The organism is Saccharopolyspora hirsuta (assembly GCF_008630535.1).
Classification (GTDB): Bacteria; Actinomycetota; Actinomycetes; order Mycobacteriales; family Pseudonocardiaceae; genus Saccharopolyspora; species Saccharopolyspora hirsuta.
Genome location: NZ_VWPH01000008.1, coordinates 300457 through 319486 on the forward strand (window position 1 = coordinate 300457; position 19030 = coordinate 319486).

At 72.9% G+C, this 19030-nt stretch carries 15 protein-coding genes; 10 read left to right on the forward strand and 5 right to left on the reverse strand.

Annotation, left to right across the window (positions count from 1 at the left end):
* Positions 1 to 14: 14 nt before the first annotated feature.
* Positions 15 to 584, forward strand: coding sequence for a CGNR zinc finger domain-containing protein (locus F1721_RS19535; protein WP_150068141.1), 570 nt, complete (start codon positions 15 to 17; stop codon positions 582 to 584).
* Between the two features lie 322 nt (positions 585 to 906).
* Here F1721_RS19535 and F1721_RS19540 read toward each other — a convergent pair whose 3' ends face one another.
* Entirely contained in the window at positions 907 to 1839 is a 933-nt protein-coding gene (locus tag F1721_RS19540) for a S66 peptidase family protein (RefSeq protein ID WP_150068142.1), read from the reverse strand.
* A gap of 210 nt (positions 1840 to 2049) precedes the next feature.
* On the opposite strand from F1721_RS19540, the gene F1721_RS19545 reads away from it, so the two are divergent.
* Positions 2050 to 2616 (forward strand): DUF3090 domain-containing protein, encoded by a 567-nt coding sequence (locus tag F1721_RS19545; protein WP_150068143.1) that lies wholly within the window; start codon positions 2050 to 2052, stop codon positions 2614 to 2616.
* A gap of 5 nt (positions 2617 to 2621) precedes the next feature.
* Entirely contained in the window at positions 2622 to 3416 is a 795-nt protein-coding gene (locus F1721_RS19550) for an SCO1664 family protein (protein ID WP_150068144.1), read from the forward strand.
* Positions 3417 to 3443: 27 nt separating this feature from the next.
* Here the strand turns inward: F1721_RS19550 and F1721_RS19555 are convergent, their stop codons facing one another.
* Positions 3444 to 4121: a TetR/AcrR family transcriptional regulator gene (locus F1721_RS19555; RefSeq protein WP_150068145.1), complete on the reverse strand. Its 678-nt coding sequence runs from the start codon at positions 4119 to 4121 to the stop codon at positions 3444 to 3446.
* 69 nt (positions 4122 to 4190) lie between these two features.
* On the opposite strand from F1721_RS19555, the gene F1721_RS19560 reads away from it, so the two are divergent.
* Together F1721_RS19560 and F1721_RS19565 are read left to right on the forward strand one after the other, a co-directional pair.
* Positions 4191 to 5321 (forward strand): FAD-dependent oxidoreductase, encoded by a 1131-nt coding sequence (locus F1721_RS19560; protein WP_150068146.1) that lies wholly within the window; start codon positions 4191 to 4193, stop codon positions 5319 to 5321.
* 110 nt (positions 5322 to 5431) lie between these two features.
* Entirely contained in the window at positions 5432 to 6376 is a 945-nt protein-coding gene (locus F1721_RS19565) for an MBL fold metallo-hydrolase (protein ID WP_246155160.1), read from the forward strand.
* A gap of 260 nt (positions 6377 to 6636) precedes the next feature.
* Here F1721_RS19565 and F1721_RS19570 read toward each other — a convergent pair whose 3' ends face one another.
* Positions 6637 to 7875 (reverse strand): serine hydrolase domain-containing protein, encoded by a 1239-nt coding sequence (locus F1721_RS19570; protein WP_150068147.1) that lies wholly within the window; start codon positions 7873 to 7875, stop codon positions 6637 to 6639.
* Between the two features lie 124 nt (positions 7876 to 7999).
* On the opposite strand from F1721_RS19570, the gene F1721_RS19575 reads away from it, so the two are divergent.
* Together F1721_RS19575 and F1721_RS19580 are read left to right on the forward strand one after the other, a co-directional pair.
* A complete protein-coding gene (locus tag F1721_RS19575) occupies positions 8000 to 9400 on the forward strand; it encodes a sigma 54-interacting transcriptional regulator (protein ID WP_150068148.1) in 1401 nt (466 codons plus the stop codon).
* Positions 9400 to 11352, forward strand: a complete 1953-nt coding sequence (locus tag F1721_RS19580) for a vWA domain-containing protein (RefSeq protein ID WP_150068149.1) — start codon at positions 9400 to 9402, stop codon at positions 11350 to 11352. The genes F1721_RS19575 and F1721_RS19580 overlap by 1 nt, the downstream gene beginning before the upstream one ends.
* Before the next feature lies 1 nt (position 11353).
* On the opposite strand, the gene F1721_RS19585 is transcribed toward F1721_RS19580, so the two are convergent.
* Together F1721_RS19585 and F1721_RS19590 are read right to left on the reverse strand one after the other, a co-directional pair.
* On the reverse strand, positions 11354 to 12595 hold the full coding sequence (locus tag F1721_RS19585) for a VanZ family protein (protein ID WP_150068150.1): 1242 nt from the start codon (positions 12593 to 12595) through the stop codon (positions 11354 to 11356).
* A gap of 559 nt (positions 12596 to 13154) precedes the next feature.
* Positions 13155 to 16271 carry an AfsR/SARP family transcriptional regulator gene (locus tag F1721_RS19590; RefSeq protein WP_150068151.1) on the reverse strand — a complete coding sequence of 1039 codons (3117 nt, stop codon included), beginning with the start codon at positions 16269 to 16271 and terminating at the stop codon, positions 13155 to 13157.
* Between the two features lie 96 nt (positions 16272 to 16367).
* Between F1721_RS19590 and F1721_RS19595 the strand changes: the two genes are divergently transcribed.
* The 3 genes from F1721_RS19595 to F1721_RS19605 are packed head-to-tail and all read left to right on the forward strand — an operon-like array spanning position 16368 to position 19009.
* Positions 16368 to 17234, forward strand: a complete 867-nt coding sequence (locus F1721_RS19595) for an NAD(P)-dependent oxidoreductase (RefSeq protein ID WP_150068152.1) — start codon at positions 16368 to 16370, stop codon at positions 17232 to 17234.
* Between the two features lie 18 nt (positions 17235 to 17252).
* Positions 17253 to 18116 (forward strand): NAD(P)-dependent oxidoreductase, encoded by an 864-nt coding sequence (locus tag F1721_RS19600; RefSeq protein WP_281288785.1) that lies wholly within the window; start codon positions 17253 to 17255, stop codon positions 18114 to 18116.
* Between the two features lie 29 nt (positions 18117 to 18145).
* Positions 18146 to 19009, forward strand: coding sequence for an NAD(P)-dependent oxidoreductase (locus F1721_RS19605; RefSeq protein WP_281288786.1), 864 nt, complete (start codon positions 18146 to 18148; stop codon positions 19007 to 19009).
* Positions 19010 to 19030: the final 21 nt, after the last annotated feature.

The window sequence follows — 19030 nt, forward strand, 5'->3', positions numbered from 1 at the left end:
CGGGAAGGGCAAGGATGAGCGACTGGGTGCGCGACGGCGGTCGGCTCTGCCTCGACCTGGTCAACACGCTGCGCGACCGCTACCGCGGCGGCCGCGAGCTGCTGGTGTCCCCGGACCTGCTGGCCGAATGGCTGCGCGAGGTCGGGCTCGGCGCCGACGGCCAGCCCTCGGAGGCGCACGTGGCGAGCGCGGTGGAGCTCCGGGAGGCGATCGACCGGGCGGTGCGGGCCCGCGCGGAGGGCGCGGCCATCGCCGGAGCCGACGTGGAGCTGATCAACGAAGCGGCCCGCGGGGAGAACCGCGAGGCGGTCCAGCTGCGCGTGGGCCGGGACGGCTCCGTCGCGGCGTTCCGGCCGGAGCCGCGCGACCCGGTGCGGGCGGCGCTGGCGGCGGTGGCCGTCGACGCGATCGAGCTGCTGGCCACCGAGCCGTTCCCGCGCGTGGCGGTCTGCGCGTTCCACCGCTGCGGGCTCCGCTTCCTGGACACCTCGCCGGCCCGCAACCGGCAGTGGTGCTCGATGGCGCGCTGCGGCAACCGGGCCAAGGCCCGCCAGCACTACGCCCGGCGCAAGGCCGGGGCGTGACCGGAGACAGGTCCAACGCGATTTCATTGAGGTTTTTCCAGCCTCGTTCTGCGTGGCGGTGCCGGTGGCGGAACCTCAGCGCCCGCCTGGACTCCGGGTGCCCTGACTTGTGTATGACCGATACACGGCGTCAGGGCCGTCCTCGCCAGGCGAACGCTGAGAACCCGCGGCGGTGCAAGCTGCGAGGGTGGGCTATGCGCCTGCGGCGCGTGCGCCCCTCGCCGATCGGTGCCGGTCGCCCTTCGCAGCTGCGGTCCACGGGCAGGATGAACAATTTCAATGGAAATCGGACCTCCGATTTCCATTGAAATCGCGGGGTCGTTCAGAGCAGGGCCGGTTGCAGGACGGAGAGGCGTTGGGCGTCGGTGTCGAGCTCGGCGGCGACGCCGAGCGGGATGGTGCGCTGCGCGGCGCAGTGGCCGAAGCCGAGCTCCCACAGGATCGGCACGCCCAGGCCGCCCAGCAGGTCCGACATCACCGCGCGGACCTCTTCGAGCGGGCCGCACTCGGTCCACGAGCCGAGCGCGATGCCCGCTGCGTGGTCGAACCAGCCCGCGCGCAGCAGCTGGGTGACGAACCGGTCCAGCTGGTAGGGGGATTCGGTGATGTCCTCCAGCAGCGCGATGCCGCGCTCCGGCGGGGTGGGCGCGTCGGGGGCGCCGAGCGAAGCCGCGACGATGCTGAGGTTGCCGCCGTAGGTGGTGCCGCGGGCGCGCCCGCGCACGAGGGCGCCCGCGGTGGAGCGGGTCAGGATGGTGACCGACTCGGGCTGGAACAGGGTGCGGCGCAGGTGCTCCCGCGCCGCCGCGTCCTCCGCGAACGCCTTCGTGGCGACCATCGGGCCGAACACCGTGACCAGGCCGAGCTGGGTGGCGACGGCGTCGTGCAGGGCGGTGATGTCGCTGGAGCCGGTGAACACCTTCGGCCCGGCCGCGGCCATCTCGGTCCAGTCCAGGTGGTCCAGGACCCGCATGCTGCCGTAGCCGCCGCGCGCGCAGAACACCGCGGTCACCTCCGGGTCGCACCACGCCTCCTGCAGGTCGGCGGCGCGGTCGGCGTCGGTGCCCGCCAGGTAGTCCAGCCGCGGGTGGCGGTCGCGGACGTGCTTGCCGACGCGCACCTGCAGGCCCCAGGAGCGCAGGTGGGCCAGCCCGGCGTCGAGCAGGTCCTCGGGCACCGGCCCGGCCGGGGCGACCAGCGCTACCGTGTCACCGCTGCGCAGCCTCGGCGGGCGGCGCAGTTCGCGCATGCTCATCGGCGTGCTCCATCCCGCGATCTTGACCACTGCCGCGAGAGTATCGGCACCGGGCCCGGCCCGCCGCAGTTCGCCAACGGCGAACATCGCCGAAACAGGTGGTCGGCGGGCGGGTCCTGCGGGTAGACCGGCACGTGGTGCGGCGGTGATGAACAAAACGGGGGCCAGCCGCGCACCGCGTGCGCTCGGTGGCCTAGTGTCGGAGGGGTCATGGCTCGTGTCATCCACGTCTTCCGTCAACCCGACCGATTCGTCGCCGGAACGGTCGGGGAACCCGGTGAGCGCACCTTCTACCTGCAGGCGTCCGAGGACGTCCGCACGGTGAGCGTGCAGCTCGAGAAGCAGCAGGTGTCGGTGCTGGCCGAACGCATCGGCGCGCTGCTGGAGGAGGTGCAGCGGCGCTTCCACGCCGACCTGCCCGACCAGACCCCGGACGAGCTCGTCGACACCGACCCGCTGCAGGTGCCGGTCGACGAGGAGTTCCGGGTCGGGACCATGGGGCTGGGCTGGGACGCCGAGACCGAGGCGGTGGTGGTCGAGCTGCTCGCCGTCACCGACGAGGAGATCGACGAGTCGGTGGTGCTCGACGACACCGAGGAGGGCCCGGACGCGCTGCGGGTGTTCCTCAGCCCCGTGCACGCGCGGGCGTTCGCCGAGCGCGCCGAGCGCGTCATCAACGCCGGTCGCAAGCCGTGCCCGCTGTGCGCCGAGCCGCTGGACCCCAGCGGCCACATCTGCCCGCGCCAGAACGGCTACCGCCGTTCGGAAGAGGACTGACGAGCGTGCGCGCCGGTGATCCGGCGGTCCACGAGCTGCTCCGGCGCGGTGAGCTGGACGTCCAGGGGCGGCTGGTGGAGGCGTCGAACGCGACGCTGTTCTGCGGGATCGAGATCGACGGGCTGTCCGCCGAGTGCGTCTACAAGCCGGTGCGCGGGGAGCGCCCGCTGTGGGACTTCCCGGACGGGACGCTGGCCGGTCGCGAGGTCGGCTCCTACCTGCTCGCCGAGGCCACCGGCTGGGACCTGATCCCGCCCACGGTGCTGCGCGACGGCCCGTTCGGGCCGGGCATGGTGCAGCTGTGGGTGGACGTCGAGGAGGACTCCGGGCTGGTCGACATCGTCGCCCCGGGCGAGGTGCCGGACGGCTGGTTGCCGGTGCTGCGCGCCCAGGACCACCACGGTGATCCCGTCGTGCTGGCGCACGCCAACCACGAGCAGCTGCGGCGCCTGGCGGTGCTCGACGTGGTGATCAACAACGCCGACCGGAAGGGCGGGCACATCCTGCACGCCCCGGACGGCCGGGTGCTGGGCGTGGACCACGGCGTCAGCCTGAACACCGACGACAAGCTGCGCACCGTGCTGTGGGGCTGGATCGGCCAGCCGCTGCCGGACGACGCCGTCGACCGCCTCGGCGAGCTGCGCGCCCTGCTGGAGGGCGACCTGGCGGTGCGGTTGGCCGAGCACATCACGCCGAAGGAGATCCAGGCGATCAGCGCCCGGATCGAACGCCTGCTGGAGGCCGGGGTGTTCCCGGCGCCCTCCGGCGACTGGCCCGCGATCCCCTGGCCCGCCTTCTGACCTCGCGCGCGTGTCCGTCCGGACCGCTCAACGCTTCGCGCCGAGTGCGCGGATGCCGTCGAGGATGAGATCGATGCCCGCCAGGAACTGCTCCCGGTCGTCGTGCTCCCGCAGCTGGTCGGCGACATCGCGGGTGAACGGGAAGCGCTCGGCGTCCAGATCGGCCCAACTCGCCGCGGTCGCCGTCAGGAAGTCCCCGCGGTCGGAATCGGCCGGTGCCAGCCGGGCGTTGGCGGCGTTCTGCCCACCCACGCCCAGGATGTAGTTGAGCAGCGCCGATGCGGAGGCGAACTCGGCGGAGCGCGGAATGCCGAGGGTTCGGACGTGCCCGCCGATGCATTCGAAGATCCGCAGCAACGCCGAGTGCGTCGGGGTGAGCGAGAGGTGCGTGCCCGCCCACGGGTGCGCGTCGATCGCGTCGAACACGGCGAGCGCGACCGTGCGGACCGCGTCCCGGCCGCGCGCGCTGTCGGCGGCGGTCACCGCCGGTTCCAGCACCACCTCGGTCGCCGCGCTGAGCAGCTCGTCCTTGTTGGCCACGTGGTGGTAGATCGCGCCGGGGCCGGTGCGCAGCTCCCGGCCGAGCCTGCGGAAGTTCAAGCCGCGCTCGCCGTCGGCGTCGAGGATCGCCACCGCCACCTCGACGATGCGCTGCTTGGTCAGGGCGTCCGCGCGGCGCCCGGTGTGACGTGTGCTTCCCGGCATGGGGTCATCTTGACACACGGTGGAACGACGTTCCAATCTGAGTGGAACAGCGTTCCAAAGGAGTTGGTCATGACAACCACCATCGTCGGGGCGGGGCTCGGCGGGCTCGTGCTCGCCCGCGTCCTGCACCTCCACCAGATCCCCGTCACCGTCTACGAGGGGGAGGAATCACCCACCGCCCGCACGCAGGGCGGCATGCTCGACATCCACGACACCGACGGACAGCTCGCGCTCAAAGACGCCGGGCTGTTCGAGGAGTTCCAAGACCTGATCCTCGCGGGCGCGGAGGCGACCCGGGTGCTCGGCACCGACGGCAGCGTGCTGTTCGACCAACCCGACGACGGGCTGGGCAGGCGCCCCGAGGTGCGTCGCGGCGCGCTGCGCAGGACGCTGCTCGACTCGCTGCCCGCCGGGACCGTCCGCTGGGGGCACAAGCTCGTCGAAGCCCGCTCCCTCGGCGGCGGTCGGCACGAACTCACCTTCGCCAACGGCGCGACCGCGACCACCGAGCTGCTGGTCGGCGCGGACGGCGCGTGGTCGCGCGTGCGACCCCTGCTGTCGGCGGCGAAACCCGCCTACGCCGACGCGGTGTTCGTCGAGACGTACCTGTTCGACGGCGACACCCGCCACCCCGCCGCGGCCAGGGCCGTCGGCGACGGCTCGCTCTTCGTCCCCGCGCCCGGCAAGGGCATCGCCGCGCACCGGGAACCCGGCGGCACCCTGCACACCTACGCCCAGCTGCGCAAACCCCAGGAGTGGATCGACTCCCTCGACCCCGCCGATCCCGAAGCCGTGCGGGCCCGGGTGGCCGCCGAGTTCGACGGGTGGGCACCGCAGTTGCGCGCGTTGATCACCGACGGCGAGACCGCGCCGGTGCTGCGGCCCCTGCACACCCTGCCCGGCGACCACCGCTGGGAGCGCACCGCAGGTGTCACCCTGATCGGCGATGCGGCGCACCTCATGGTGCCAGCCGGTGAGGGCGCCAACCTCGCCATGCTCGACGGTGCGGAACTGGGCAAGGCCCTGGCCGCCCGGCCGGACGACGTCGAAGGCGCGCTGGCCGAGTTCGAGCGGACCATGTTCCACCGCAGCGCCACGACGGCCGACGAGGCGGACCGCGTCCTCGAACTCTGCATGAGCGCCCCGGAGAACATCATCGCCATGTTCACCGGGGCGCACGGCGAAACCCCGGCGGCGTAGCGGGACGGGCCTTCCCGGGTGAGCCGGACGCCCGCCGCAGTTTCCGTTGAAACTGTGATCGCCGAGCGCTGCGGGTGCGGCGGCTGGGGCGCGCAGGGCAATCTGGGGTGGTGCGAACCCAGTACCAGCCGGTGAAGGTCCAGCCCTCCTACGCAGATCGTCTGCACGCCCCGCTGCCCAGCTTCCGGGACGTGATGCGGCTGATGTGGACCGGCGGGTTCCGGGGGCGGGTGGAGGACGCCGACCGGATCCCGGTGCTGCGCAGCGGGCTGGCCCCGGTGGCCGCGCAGGACACCGCGCTGAGCTGGGTCGGGCACTCGACGTACGTGCTGCGGACGGGCGGGGCCGCGGTGCTCACCGACCCGGTGTGGTCGGCGCGGATCCCCGGCGTGCCGCGGCGGTTGACCCCGCCCGGCGTGGCGTTCAGCGAGCTGCCGCCGATCGACGCGGTGGTGATCAGCCACAACCACTACGACCACCTGGACGCCCCGACGATCCAGCGGCTGCCGCGGTCGACGCCGGTGCTGGTGCCCGCCGGGCTGGGCCGCTGGTTCCGGCGGCGCGGCTTCACCGAGGTCGTCGAGCTGGACTGGTGGCAGTCCGCGGAGGTGGCCGGGCTGACCTTCGACTTCGCCCCGGCCCGGCACTGGAGCCGTCGCGGGCCCCGCGACACCTGCCGGAGCCTGTGGGGCAGCTGGGTGATCACCGGGCCGCGGCACCGCGTCTACTTCGCCGGGGACACCGGCTACGGACCGCACTTCGCCGAGATCGCGCAGCGGTACCCGGGCATCGACGTGGCGATGGTGCCGATCGGCGCGTACGACCCGCGCTGGTTCATGAAGCCGGTGCACATGGACCCGGAGGAGGCCGTCCAGGCCGTCGCGGACCTGGGGGCGACCTACGCGGCGACGATGCACTGGGGCACCTTCGTGCTGACCCGCGAACCGGTCGTGGAGCCGCTGGTCCGGGTCCGCAAGGCCTGGCGCGAAGCGGGCCGCGACCCGGAGCAGCTCTGGGACCTCGCCGTCGGCGAATCCCGCGTCCTGACCGCCTGACGCAGGGCTTCGGCGAGCCCGGCGTGGGGTGTCAGTTTTGCCCAAAGCTGACACCCCACCGCCCCCGGAACGGCCGGTCAGTTGTGGGCAAAGCTGGCACACAGCCGCCCCGGGACGCCTCTGCCCTGCCCAGTCCCGAGCCCCGCCCAACCGCACCTCAGGGGACCGTGACGCAACCCCGCCACAAGAAACCCCGAAAACGCGAGATCGCCCCCGATCGCAACCACAACTGTGAATCGCGGAGAGGCGGGACAGCGCCTTCAGTCCACCAGGGCCTGGTAGACGAGCTGGTGGAGCTGGGAGCGGATCGGGTGGGTGCTGGAGGGCATCAGCTGGGTCAGGAACAGGACCGTCAGGTCCTCCGCCGGGTCGACCCAGAACGCCGTGCTGGCCAGGCCGCCCCAGGCGAACTCGCCCGCCGAGCCGAGCACCTTGCCCGCCACCGGGTCCTCCAGCACCGAGAAGCCCAGGCCGAAGCCCTTGCCCGCGTTGGCCGCCTCGGAGAACGCGCCGAGCGCCAGGGTCTCCAGGTCGGCCCCGCCGGGCAGGTGGTTGCGGGTCATGTAGTCGACCGTGCGGCTGCCCAGCAGCCGGGCGCCGTCCAGCTCGCCGCGGCGCAGCAGCATCTGGGTGAACCGGTGGTAGTCGTTCGCCGAGGAGAACAGCCCGCCGCCGCCGGAGAGCGCCTTGGGCAGCTCGAAGGCCGCCTCGAACGCCTCGTCGTGCCGGGGGTGGCGCCGGGCCCGGCCCTGCGGGTCGGCCACGTACAGGGTGGCCAGCCGGTCGGCGTCCGCGCGGTCCACCGCGAACCCGGTGTCGGTCATGCCCAGCGGTTCGAAGATGCGGGTGCGGAAGAACTCGTCGAGGGTCTGCCCGGAGGCCACCTCGACGATCCGGCCGAGCACGTCGGTGGCCACCGAGTAGTTCCAGGCCGTGCCGGGGTCGAACAGCAGCGGCAGCGACGCCCACTCGTCGCAGCAACCGGCCAGGTCCAGGTCCGCGGCCATGCCGTACTCGAAACCGGCGCGCCGGTAGAGCTCGTCCACCGGGTGCAGGTAGTGGAACGCGTAGGTGAGCCCCGAGGTGTGGGTCAGCAGGTGCCAGATCCGCATCTCCTCGCCCGCCGGGCGGGTCTGCGGGGCGCGGGCGGTGCCGCCGGTGTAGACGCGCAGGTCGGCGAAGGACGGGATGAAGTCGCTGACCGGGTCGGTGAGCTCGAAGGCGCCCTCCTCGTGCAGCATCATGATCGCCGTCGAGGTGATCGGCTTGGTCATCGAGTAGATCCGGAACAGGGTGTCCGGCCGCACCGGGGCGCCGCTCTCGACGTCGCGCATGCCGTGGGTGGCCAGGTGCGCGATCTTGCCGCCGCGGGCGACCAGGACCAGCCAGCCGGGCAGCTCGCCCGCTTCGACGTACTGGGCGAAGTGCCGGTCGATGCGCCGCAGCCGGGCCGCGTCGAAGCCGACTTCGCCGGGGTCCACCTCGATCTCCACCGGGATCCCTCCTCGCGCTCATCGGGTACCTGGTGTTTCTACACGTCGTAGGCGTCGCCCAGCTGTCCGGGATGCGAAAACCCTTCTGCTATCCCGGCGTGCGTCGGTCCCGCCGGGTAGCGTCGGGAGGGTGACGAACCCGACCCCACCCCCTGGCCTGCCCCGCACCGCGGGGGAGCTGCGGGCCAGCGGCCACGCTCCGCGCAGCGTGAAGGCCGAGCTGCGCGCGAACCTGCTGACCGCGCTGCGCTCCGGCCGCGCGCTGTGGCCCGGCATCGTCGGCTTCGACCGGACCGTGCTGCCGCAGCTGGAGCGCGCGCTGATCGCCGGGCACGACGTGGTGCTGCTCGGCGAGCGCGGGCAGGGCAAGACCCGGCTGCTGCGCGGCCTCACCGAACTGCTGGACGAGTGGACCCCGGTCATCGACGGCTCGGAGCTCGGCGAGCACCCGCTGCAGCCGATCACCCCGGCCTCCCGGCGGCGGGCCGCCGAGCTCGGCGACGAGCTGCCGGTGGCCTGGCGGCACCGCAGCGAGCGCTACGCGGAGAAGCTGGCCACCCCGGACACCTCGGTCGGCGACCTGGTCGGCGACGTCGACCCGGTCAAGGTCGCCGAGGGCCGCTCGCTGGGCGATCCGGAGACCATCCACTTCGGACTCGTGCCCCGCGCGCACCGCGGCATCGTGACCGTCAACGAGCTGCCGGACCTGGCCGAGCGCATCCAGGTCGCGCTGCTGAACGTGATGGAGGAGCGCGACATCCAGATCCGCGGCTACAGCCTGCGGCTGCCGCTGGACGTGCTGGTGGTCGCCACCGCCAACCCCGAGGACTACACCAACCGGGGCCGGATCATTACCCCGCTGAAGGACCGCTTCGGCGCCGAGATCCGCACCCACTACCCGCTGGACGTCGACGACGAGGTGGCGCTGGTGCGCCAGGAGGCGGACCTGCCCGCCGAGGTCGGCGACCACCTGCTGGAGGTGCTCGCCCGGTTCGTCGGCCACCTGCGCGAGTCCAGCGCGGTGGACCAGCGCTCCGGGGTGTCGGCCCGGTTCGCCATCGCCGCCGCCGAGACCGTCTCGGCCGCCGCGCTGCACCGCGCCGCGGTGACCGGCGAGCACCCGGCGGTGGCGCGCCCGGTCGACCTGGCGGCGGTGCCCGCGGTGCTGCGCGGCAAGATCGAGTTCGAGGCCGGTGAGGAGGGGCGCGAGGACGAGCTGCTCGGCTACCTGCTGCGCCGCTCGGTGGCCGACACCGCGCGCGGCCTGTTCGCCGGGCTGGACCTGCAGTCGCTGGCCCAGGCGGTGGCCGACGGCCACCCGGTGGCCACCGGGGAGCGGGTGTCCGGGCACGACGTGCTGACCGCGCTGCCGGAGCTGCCGGTGCTGCACCAGGTCGCCGAGCGGCTCGAGGTGCGGGCCGGTGATCCGCCCGGGCGCATCGCCAGCGCGGTGGAGCTGGCGCTGGAATCGCTGTTCCTGGCCAAGAAGCTGGGCAAGGACGCCGAGGACGACAGGTCGGTGTACAGCTGATGTCCCGGCGGTTCCGGTACGACGCGTGGCACGGCGGGGCCGACCCGCTGGAACCGCCGGTGGACCTGCGCGCCGCGCTGGACCAGCTCGGCCGCGACGTCATGGAGGGCGCTTCGCCGCGCGCCGCGCTGGAGGAGCTGCTGCGCACCGGAACCCGCGACGTCCCGGGCTTGGACGAGCTCAGCCGCCGGTTGTGGCAGCGGCGCAGCGAGCTGCAGCGGCGCCACCGCTTGGACGGCACGATCGCCGAGGTGCGGCGGCTGCTGGACCGGGCGCTGGAGCAGGAGCGGCTCGCGCTCGCCGCCGACACCGGTGAGGACGCGCGGTTCCGCGAGCTGCAGCTGGACGCGCTGCCGCCGGACGTGGCCGGGCAGGTCGCCGAGCTGGCCACCTACGACTGGCGCTCCCCGGAGGCGCGGGAGACCTTCGAGGAGATCCAGCAGATGCTGGGCTCGGAGGTCCTCGAGCAGCGCTTCCAGGGCATGAAGCAGGCGATGCAGCAGGTCGGGCCCGAGGACGTCGAGCGGGTGCGGGAGATGCTCGACGACCTGTCGGCGCTGCTGGCCGCGCACGCCCGCGGAGATTCGGACGTGCCGCAGAAGTTCGAGCAGTTCATGGCGCGGCACGGCGAGTTCTTCCCGGAGAACCCGCGCAACGTCGACGAGCTGATCGACGCGCTCGCGGCGCGGTCGGCCGCGGCCCAGCGGCTGCTGAACTCGATGAGCGCGCAGCAGCGCGACGAGCTGCTGGCGCTGTCCCAGCAGGCCTTCGGCGACCTGCGGATCGCGCAGGCGTTGCAGCGCTTGGACCGGCAGCTGCAGCAGCTGCGGCCGGGCGAGGACTGGACCGGTCGGGCGCGGTTCCGCGGCGACCAGCCGATGGGGCTGGCGGAGGCGACCGCGGCGATGGCCGAGCTCGGGGAGATGGACCGGTTGGCCGAGCAGCTCGGGCAGTCCTACCCCGGGGCGAGCCTGGCCGACATCGACCTGGAGGCGCTGGAGCGGCAGCTGGGCCCGCAGGCCGTCGTGGACGCCCAGCGGTTGTCGGAGATCGAGCGGCAGCTGCGTCGGCAGGGCATGCTGCAACGCGCGCCCGACGGCAGCCTGCGGCTGAGCCCGCGCGCGATGCGACGGCTCGGCGAGACCGCGCTGCGCTCGGTGATCTCGCAGCTGCGCTCGCGGCGCGGGGAGCGCGACACCGACCGCGCGGGGGCGGCGGGGGAGCTCACCGGGACCACGCGGCCGTGGAGCTACGGCGACTCCGAGCCGTGGGACGCCTCCCGGACGGTGCGCAACGCGGTTCTGCGCCGCGCGGCTGAAGGCGCCGACTCGCCGCTGCTGGACATCTCGGACCTGGAGGTCGCCGAGACGGAGCAGCGCTCGCGGGCGGCCGTGGTGCTGTGCGTGGACACGTCGTGGTCGATGGTGCAGGACGGGCGCTGGGTGCCGATGAAGCGCACCGCGCTGGCGCTGCACCACCTGGTGGCCACCCGGTTCCGCTCCGACGCCCTGCAGCTGGTCACCTTCGGCCGGTACGCATCCACTGTGGACATCGGTGAGCTCGCGGCGCTGGAAGGCGTTTGGGAGCAGGGCACCAACCTGCACCACGCGCTGCTGCTGGCCGGTCGCCACCTGCGCCGCCACCCGGACGCCAAGCCGGTGGTGCTGGTGGTCACCGACGGCGAGCCGACCGCCCACCTGGAACCCGACGGCGAAGCCGTCTTCCAGTACCCGCCGGACCCGCACACCCTCGCGGTGACGCTGTCCGAAGTGGACGCCCTGACCCGGTTGGGCACGACGCTGAGCGTGTTCATGCTGGGCGAGGACCCGAGCCTGGCGGCGTTCGTGGACCTGCTGGCCCGCCGCGGCGGCGGCCGGGTGCTGGCCCCCTCCGCCGACGGGCTGGGGGCCGCGGTCGTCGGGGACTACCTCCGCACCAAGCGCCGCCGCTGAATCACTCGGCCGAGGCCGAGGCGGTGGGTTCCTCCGCCGGGGGTTCAGCGCGGCGGGCGCGCTTGTGGGGGAGCGCCTTGTTGTGCACCCCGGACAGGAGCTCGTGGACGCCGTAGTGCTTCGGGTGGCGCCAGAGGGCCACCCAGAAGATCACGACCAGCAGGGCGCCCGCCGCGACGACCAGGAAGCCGAGCAGCAGGGATTTCGGGAGCGATGCCAGCGCGCCGAGCAGTTCCCCCGGCTGGCTGATCAGCGCGTTGGCGCCGCTGGCCAGGATCGCCCCCGGCAGGCTGAGGGCCGCCAGCACGCCCGACATCAGCATCAGCACGAGGGGCACCACCGCGATTCCGAGCAGCATCGCCCGGACCAGCAGCCGCCACGGCGCGGGCCGCTCGTCGTCGGGGCCGACCAGGTTCAGCAGCAGCAGCTTCTTGCCCGGCGTGCCGCCGAACGCCCAGGGCAGCAGGACGAAGTACACCAGCAGCGTCAGCAGCTGACCGGTGAGGGGGCCGACGCCGAGGAGCGCGAACACCAGTCCGCAGAACAGCATTGCGAACGGCAGGACGCACAGGTCCACCAGCAGCGCCACCAGCCGCCGCCCGAGCGGCACCGGTCGCTTCGCCAGCGCCTCGTCGTCGATGGAGTCCAAAGTGGGCAGCAAGCGGGTCACCGGCCCGGCGAGCCACCAGCCCAGCATCGCGCCGCAGGTGTTGGTGATCAGGTCGTCCACGTCGGCCAGCCGGTACGGGCACTCGTACAGGCCCCACACACCGGTGTACTGGGTGAGCTCGAAGAACAGCGACACGCCGAAGCCGATCGCGGCCGCGGTGAGGAAGCCGCGCTTGAAGTGGTAGCGCAGGTACATGCCCAGCGGCACCAGCAGCGCCACGTTCAGCGTCGCCTGCCACACCGCCGGGTTGTGCAGCACGAGGGCGCCGAAGCTGACCTCACCACCGGCCTCCTTCCAGATGTCGCCGAAGGTGTTGCCGGGTGTCAGCGCCGGGTGCGCCATCTTCGGGTACTTCGCGCACACGTCCACCGCCTGCGAGGGCAGCGGGATCAGCGTCATGAAGAACGCGGTCAGCGAGTAGAACAGGAAGCTGTAGAACGACAGCGTGCGCCAGCTCGACATGATGCCGTGCCTGCGGTAGGTGACCACCGCGGCGGGCAGGAACAGGACTAGCGCGAGCAACGGGAAGATGAGCGCTGCTGTCTTGATGGGCAGCAGGTGAACGCTTGACACGGAGCCCAACTATACGGTCGCCCTCCCGGGTACCCGCCGCCAAGCCCGTCCGCCTTTGCGGCGGGGTCCGAGGTCGTGCGGATTCGCAGTTCCATATTGAAACTGCGGTTCTGCGGTGTGTCGGGGCCCCGACACACCGACGGCGGTGGACAACGCGCTCGGTCCGGGGTCCCGCGATTTCAATGGAAATCGGATGTCTGATTTCCATTGAACTTGTTCATCCTGTCCGTGGACCGCAGCTGCGAAGGGCGACCGGCACCGGTCGGCAGGTGTCGCATGCGCCGCAGGCGCATAGCCCACCCTCGCAGCTTGCACCGCCGCGGGTTCTCAGCGTTCGCCTGGCGAGGACGGCCCAACTGCCGTGTATTGGCATACATAAAGTTGGACACCCGGAGTCCAGGCGGGCGCTGAGGTTCCGCTACCGGCACCGCCACTCAGAACGAGGTTGGAAAAACCTCATTGAAATCGCGTCGGTCCCGGGGACGTGCCGACTGCGGAGTCCGACGTGCCGTGGGCGATCGGCCAGGGGGCGTTGGCGGAGTCCGCACCACTGCGTTGTTCACCGGGGAGCGACCAGGGCGTCCAGGTCGGCCGGGAAGTGGGTCGCGCCCTGGTCGAAGGCGTGGTCGAAGTCGTTGTCGGTCAAGCTTTTTCGCGCTTCGGCGGTGATTCGGTCCACGTCGCCTCGCTCGGCTCGGGGGAGGGGTGTGCCCACCGAGGCGCGTGCTGCTGCGGCCGCGCCGAGCAGGCGGGCCGCTCGTTCCGGGGCGGTCGCGGCTTCCGCACCGGCCAGGCCTTCGAGGGTCAGGGCGATCGCGCGCGGGTCGTCGACGTGGCGCGCGATCCGGTGCGCCGCCAGGTGGTGCTCGCGGGCCGCTTCGAGACCGCCCCGCTGCTCGGCGAGGAAGCCGAGCTCGACCAGGATCAGCGTGTTGCCCGGCTCGAACTCCACCAGGCGGTGCCACTCCTGGACGCGGCGCAGGTGCCGCTCGGCGTCGGTGAAGCGGCCTTCGCGGCGCGCGCCCAGCGCCAATCCGGTTTCGGCGTACATCTCGGCGGGGGTGAAGCCGCGCTCGGCGGCCACGGTCATCGCCCGTTCGTGCAGCTCGCGCGCTCGCGGGTAGTCGTGCTCGAGCAGCGCCACCCGGCCGAGCCAGGCCGTCTGGTAGGCGACCTCGGCCCACAGGCCGATGCTTTCCGCGCCGTGCAGGGCTTCGGTGTGGTGGCGCTTGGCGGCGGCGTAATCGCCGGTGATCCCGGCGATCGTGCCCAGCGCGTAGGACGCCTGCGCCAGCCCCCAGCGATCACCGGTGGTCCGGAAGAGCTCGGCGCTCCGCTGCGCGGCGCTCGACGCCGCGGCGAGGTCGCCTCGGGCCATGAGGTGCATCGAGCGGTCGCCCAGCGCGGCAGCCAGCCCCCAGCGGTCCTCCAGCTCGGTGAACTCCGCGACCATCTCGTCGACTGCGGGCTCGGACGCGGCCAGGTCCGCGATCGTGTACTGCGCGTGCGCCAAGAACCAGCGGGCTCGGGCGCGCCGCGCGCGGTCGGGGATGCCCCGCCACGCCTCGACGTGGTCCACCGGTTCACCGGTCAGCAGCGCGATCCCCGCGTACCACGCGGCCGCCTCGGCCCGTGCCGGGCCGGAGCCGGTCAGCGCCGCCGCGAGGGACTGCCGGGCCTCGCTGAGCCTGCCCCGCAGGAACCAGTACCAGCACAGCGCGGTGACCAGCCGCAACGCCACTTCCGGGGTGGCGTCGTCGAGCACCGCGCGCAGGTTGGCCGCCTCGGCGTCCAGCAGTTCGAGCCAGCGCCGCTGGTCGGGGCCGCGCAGCTGGGCTTCGGCGCGCTCGGCGAAGGCGGTGTAGTAGTCGTTGCGCCGCTGGCGCAGCACGTCGTGCTCCTCGGCCTCCTGCAGCCGCTGCAGGCAGTAGGCGGCGACGCTGTCCAGCAGCCGGTAGCGGCGCTCACCGGTCCTGGTCTCCGCGGCGACCACCAGGGACCGGTCCACCAGCCGCGACAGCAGGTCGAGCACCTCGACCGGGCGGACGCCGTCGCCGGAGCACACCGCCTCGGCCGCGGCGAGGGTGCAGCCGTCGCGGTGGATCGCCAAGCGGCGCAGCACGATCCGCTCCGCGGTCGGCAGCAGCTGCCAGCTCCAGTCGATCACCGCCTGCAGGGTCCGCTGCCGCTCCGGCGCGTCGCGGTGGCCGGAGGTCAGCAGCGCGAAGCGATCGTCCAACCTGGACTCCAGCGTCGCCGCACCGAGGACCCGGACCCGCGTGGCGGCCAGCTCCAGCGCCAGCGGGATGCCGTCCAACCGTCGGCAGATCGCCGCCACCGAGGCCGAGTTGTCGGCGGTGACGGCGAATCCCGGCGTCGTGGCGGCAGCGCGAGCGGTGAACAGCTGCACCGCGGCCGAGGCGCGCACGGCGTCGAGCTCGGCACCGGCCTCGGGCACGGCCAGCGGCGGCACCGGCAGCAGCACCTCGCCCGCGATGCCCAGCGCCTCCCGGCTGGTGGCGAGGACCCGCAGCCCCGGCACCGCCCGCAGCAGCCGCGCGACCACCGCCGCGGCGGAGGTGATCACGTGCTCGCAGTTGTCGAGCACCAGCAGGATCTCCTTCGCGCGCAACGCGTCCACGAGCGGATCGGTGGGTGAAGGGGTTGCCTCCTGCACGTCCAGCGCGGCGAGCACGGCGTGCTCCAGCGAGCAGGTGGCGTCCTCCCCGGGCTGGATACCGGCCAGCTCGACCAGCCGCACGCCGTCCCGGAACACCGCGCTGCGCGCGGATTCGATCGCCAGGCGCGTCTTGCCCACGCCGCCCGGACCGGTCAGCGTGACCAGCCGCGACGAGCCCAGCAGCGCCAGCACCTCGGCGCTCTCGCCGTCCCGGCCGACCAGGTCGGTGACCGGCACCGGCAGGTTGTGCGGGGCGGTGGCCGGGGGAGCCAGCGAGGTGTCCTGGGTCAGGATCGCCTGCTGGAGCTCGACCAGCTCCGGGCTCGGGTCGATGCCCAGCTCGTCGGCCAACCGCTCGCGCAGGTCCGCCAGACCGGCCAACGCCTCGCTCTGCCGCCCGGCCCGGTAGAGCGCTCGGACGTGCAGCGCCCGCAGCCGCTCGCGCAGCGGGTTGGCGGCCACCAGCTCACCGAGCTCGCCGACGAGAGCGGCGTGCTCGCCCAGCTCCAGCCGGGTCTCGGCGAACTCCTCCAGCGCGTCGAGGTGCTCCTCGGCCAACCGCTGCCGGGCGGCCTGGACGAACGGCTCGTCGGCGAAGTCGGCGAACGCGGGCCCCCGCCACAGCGCCAGGGCATCGGCCAGCAGCGCCCGCCGCGCATCCGGTGTCGCCGTCGTGCGGGCATGCGCGACGAGACGGCGGAAGCGGTGCGCGTCGACGGAGTCCTGGTCGACGTCCAGCGCGTACCCGGCTGCGCGGTAGGTCACCAGCTCGCGGCCGATGGCCCGGCGCAGCTGGGAGACCTTGGTCTGCAGCGTGTTGGTCGGGTTGCCGGGCGGCTCGGCGCCCCACAGGTCGTCGACCAGGCGATCGGCCGACACCGGGCCGTCGTGCGCCAGCAGCGCCGCGAGCAGCGCGCGGACCTTCGCCTCGGGGACCACGACCGGTTCGCCCTCGGCGGTCCACACCCCCAGCGGGCCGAGAACTCCGAAACGCACGGTCCCACCCTAGTCCGCGCACCCGACACCCCCAGCCGATCGTGCGCGGACCGTGCGCGGCCCCCAGCAGGGTGGATGCCAGCGGAAGGAGAGCTGATGAACCAGAAAGCCGTGAGCGTCCTCGGGCTCGGTGACATGGGAGCCGCGCTGGCGGGCGCTCTGCTCGCGGCGGGCCACCGGGTGACGGTCTGGAACCGGACGGCGGCCAAGGCCGAGCCGCTGGTGGCCAGGGGCGCGACCAGCGCGGACACCGCCGCGGACGCGATCGTGGCCAGCGAGCTGGTGGTGGTCTGCCTGCTCGACTACGACTCGGTCGGCCAGGTGCTCGCCCCGCACACCGATGTGCTGGCCGGGCGCACGCTGGTCAACCTGACCAACGGGACGCCGGGGCAGGCTCGCGAGATGGCCGCCTGGGCGGCCGATCACGGTGCCGACTACCTCGACGGCGGCATCATGGCGGTTCCGCCGATGATCGCCACTCCGTCGGCGTTCGTGCTCTACAGCGGCCCGAGCGGGGCCTTCGAGACCTGGCGGACTGTGCTGGACGTCTTCGGCGAGAGCCGGTACCTCGGCGACGACGCGGGTGCTGCGGCGTTGCAGGACCTCGCCCTGCTCTCCGGCATGTACGGGGTGATCGCGGGCGCGCTGCACGCCTTCGCGCTGGTCCGCTCGACCGGCGGTTCGACGCGGGAGTTCGCTCCGCTGCTCAGCGAGTGGTTGCAGGGCATGGTCACCTGGCCCGTTGCGGCGGCCGAGCAGATCGACGCCGGTGACTACGGCGAGAACGTGGTCTCCAACCTCGGCATGCAAGCGGCGGGGTTCGCCAACCACTTCATCGCGGCGGAGGAGCAGGGCATCAGCGCCGAGCTGCTGCGGCCGCTGCACGAGCTGATGCAGCGCCGGGTCGCCGACGGCCACGGCCACGAGGACGTCGTCGGCGTCGTCGAACTGCTCAAGCGCTGAAAGGCATTGGAGGACAACGTGAATCAGCCAGTCACCCTGATCGGCCTGGGGCCGATGGGGCAGGCGATGGTCCGGGTTCTGCTCGACGCCGGGCACCCGGTGACGGTGTGGAACCGGACCGCGAGCCGCGCTGACGAGGTGGTCGCGCGCGGTGCCGTTCGCGCCGCCACCCCGGCGGAGGCGGTGGCGGCCAGCGAGCTGGTGCTGCTCAGCCTCACCGACTACGCGGCGATGTACGAGATCCTCGGCCCGGTGCCGGATCTGACCGGCAAGGTGGTCGTCAACCTCAGCTCGGACACCCCGGACGCGTCCCGCGAGGCGGCGGCCTGGATCGACCAGCGCGGCGGGAAGTTCCTCACCGGCGGCGTGCTGGCCTCCGCGGAGCTCGTCGGCGCGGAACCGGCCAAGGTGTTCTACAGCGGCCCGGCGGAGCTGCTGGGAGCCCACGAGCAGACGCTGCGGCTGATCGGCGAGCCGCACCACGTGGGCGCGGACCACGGACTGGCCCAGCTGTACTACCTGGCGCACATCGACCTGTTCCTGGTCGGCCTGGCGGCGTACCTGCACGCCACCGCGCTGGTCGGCTCGGCCGGGGTGTCCGCGCAGGAGTTCCTGCCCTGGGCGGTGGACAACCTGACCACCAACCCGCAGGTGCTCCCGGCGGCCGCGGCGCAGATCGACAGCGGCGAGCACCCCGGTGACCTGGGCACCACCCGGATGATGGCCGCCAGCGCCGAGCACCTCCTGCAAGCCAGCCGCGCGGTGGGCATCGACACCGAGCTGCCGAAGGCGATCAAGGCGCACTACGACCGCGCCATCGCCGCCGGTCGGGGCGGCGACAGCTGGACCGGGCTCATCGACGTCATCCGCGACCCGCGGTGACGTTCCGGCGAAACCCCCCGGAGGGAAACGTGAATCAGCCAGTCACCCTGATCGGCCTGGGGCCGATGGGGCAGGCCATGGTCAACTCGCTGCTCGACGCCGGGCACCCGGTGACGGTGTGGAACCGGACCGCCAGCCGCGCCGACGGCGTGGTCGCGCGCGGTGCCGTTCGCGCCGCCACCCCGGCCGAGGCGGTGGGCGCGAGCGAGCTGGTCGTGCTCAGCCTCACCGATTACCAGGCGATGTACGACATCCTCGGCCAGGTCGAGGACCTGAGCGGCAAGGTGCTGGTCAACCTCAGCTCGGACAGCCCGGCGAAGACCCGCGAGGCGGCCGGGTGGGCCGAGGGGCGCGGTGCCCGGTTCCTCACCGGCGGTGTCATGGTGCCCGCGCCGATGGTCGGCACCGAGGCGTCCTACGTGTACTACAGCGGGCCTCGGGACGTCTTCGACGCGCACGAGAAGACGCTGGGGATCATCGGCGAACCGCACCACGTGGGCGCCGACCCCGGCCTGGCGCAGCTGTTCTACCAGGCCAACCTGGACGTCTTCCTGACCGCGCTGTCGGCCTTCCTGCACGGGGCGGCGCTGCTCGGCTCGGCCGGGGTGCCCGCGAAGGACTTCGCGCCGTGGGCGGCTCAGGTCATGCAGTTGGTGATCCACTTCCTGCCGGAGTCCGCCGAGCGGGTCGACGCCGACGAGCACCCCGGGGACCTGAGCACGGTGCGGATGATGGGCGCGACCGCCGACCACGTCCTGGCCGCCAGCGAGGAGGCGGGCATCGACCTCGACCTGCCGCGCGCGATCAAGGCGCACTACGACCGGACCATCGCCGCGGGCAACGGCGGCGACAACTGGACCCGCCTGGTCGACGGTATCCGCAACCCCCGGTAACAGCGCCGCGGAGGCCGGTGG

What these genes read in the sequence shown, in the direction of transcription:
- F1721_RS19555 (WP_150068145.1), bottom strand. Translation starts at nt 4,121, where the DNA reads ATGCCGGGAAGCACACGTCACACCGGGCGCCGCGCGGACGCCCTGACC.
- F1721_RS19560 (WP_150068146.1), top strand. Translation starts at nt 4,191, where the DNA reads ATGACAACCACCATCGTCGGGGCGGGGCTCGGCGGGCTCGTGCTCGCC.
- F1721_RS19595 (WP_150068152.1), top strand. Translation starts at nt 16,368, where the DNA reads ATGAACCAGAAAGCCGTGAGCGTCCTCGGGCTCGGTGACATGGGAGCC.
- F1721_RS19545 (WP_150068143.1), top strand. Translation starts at nt 2,050, where the DNA reads ATGGCTCGTGTCATCCACGTCTTCCGTCAACCCGACCGATTCGTCGCC.
- F1721_RS19540 (WP_150068142.1), bottom strand. Translation starts at nt 1,839, where the DNA reads ATGAGCATGCGCGAACTGCGCCGCCCGCCGAGGCTGCGCAGCGGTGAC.
- F1721_RS19535 (WP_150068141.1), top strand. Translation starts at nt 15, where the DNA reads ATGAGCGACTGGGTGCGCGACGGCGGTCGGCTCTGCCTCGACCTGGTC.
- F1721_RS19580 (WP_150068149.1), top strand. Translation starts at nt 9,400, where the DNA reads ATGTCCCGGCGGTTCCGGTACGACGCGTGGCACGGCGGGGCCGACCCG.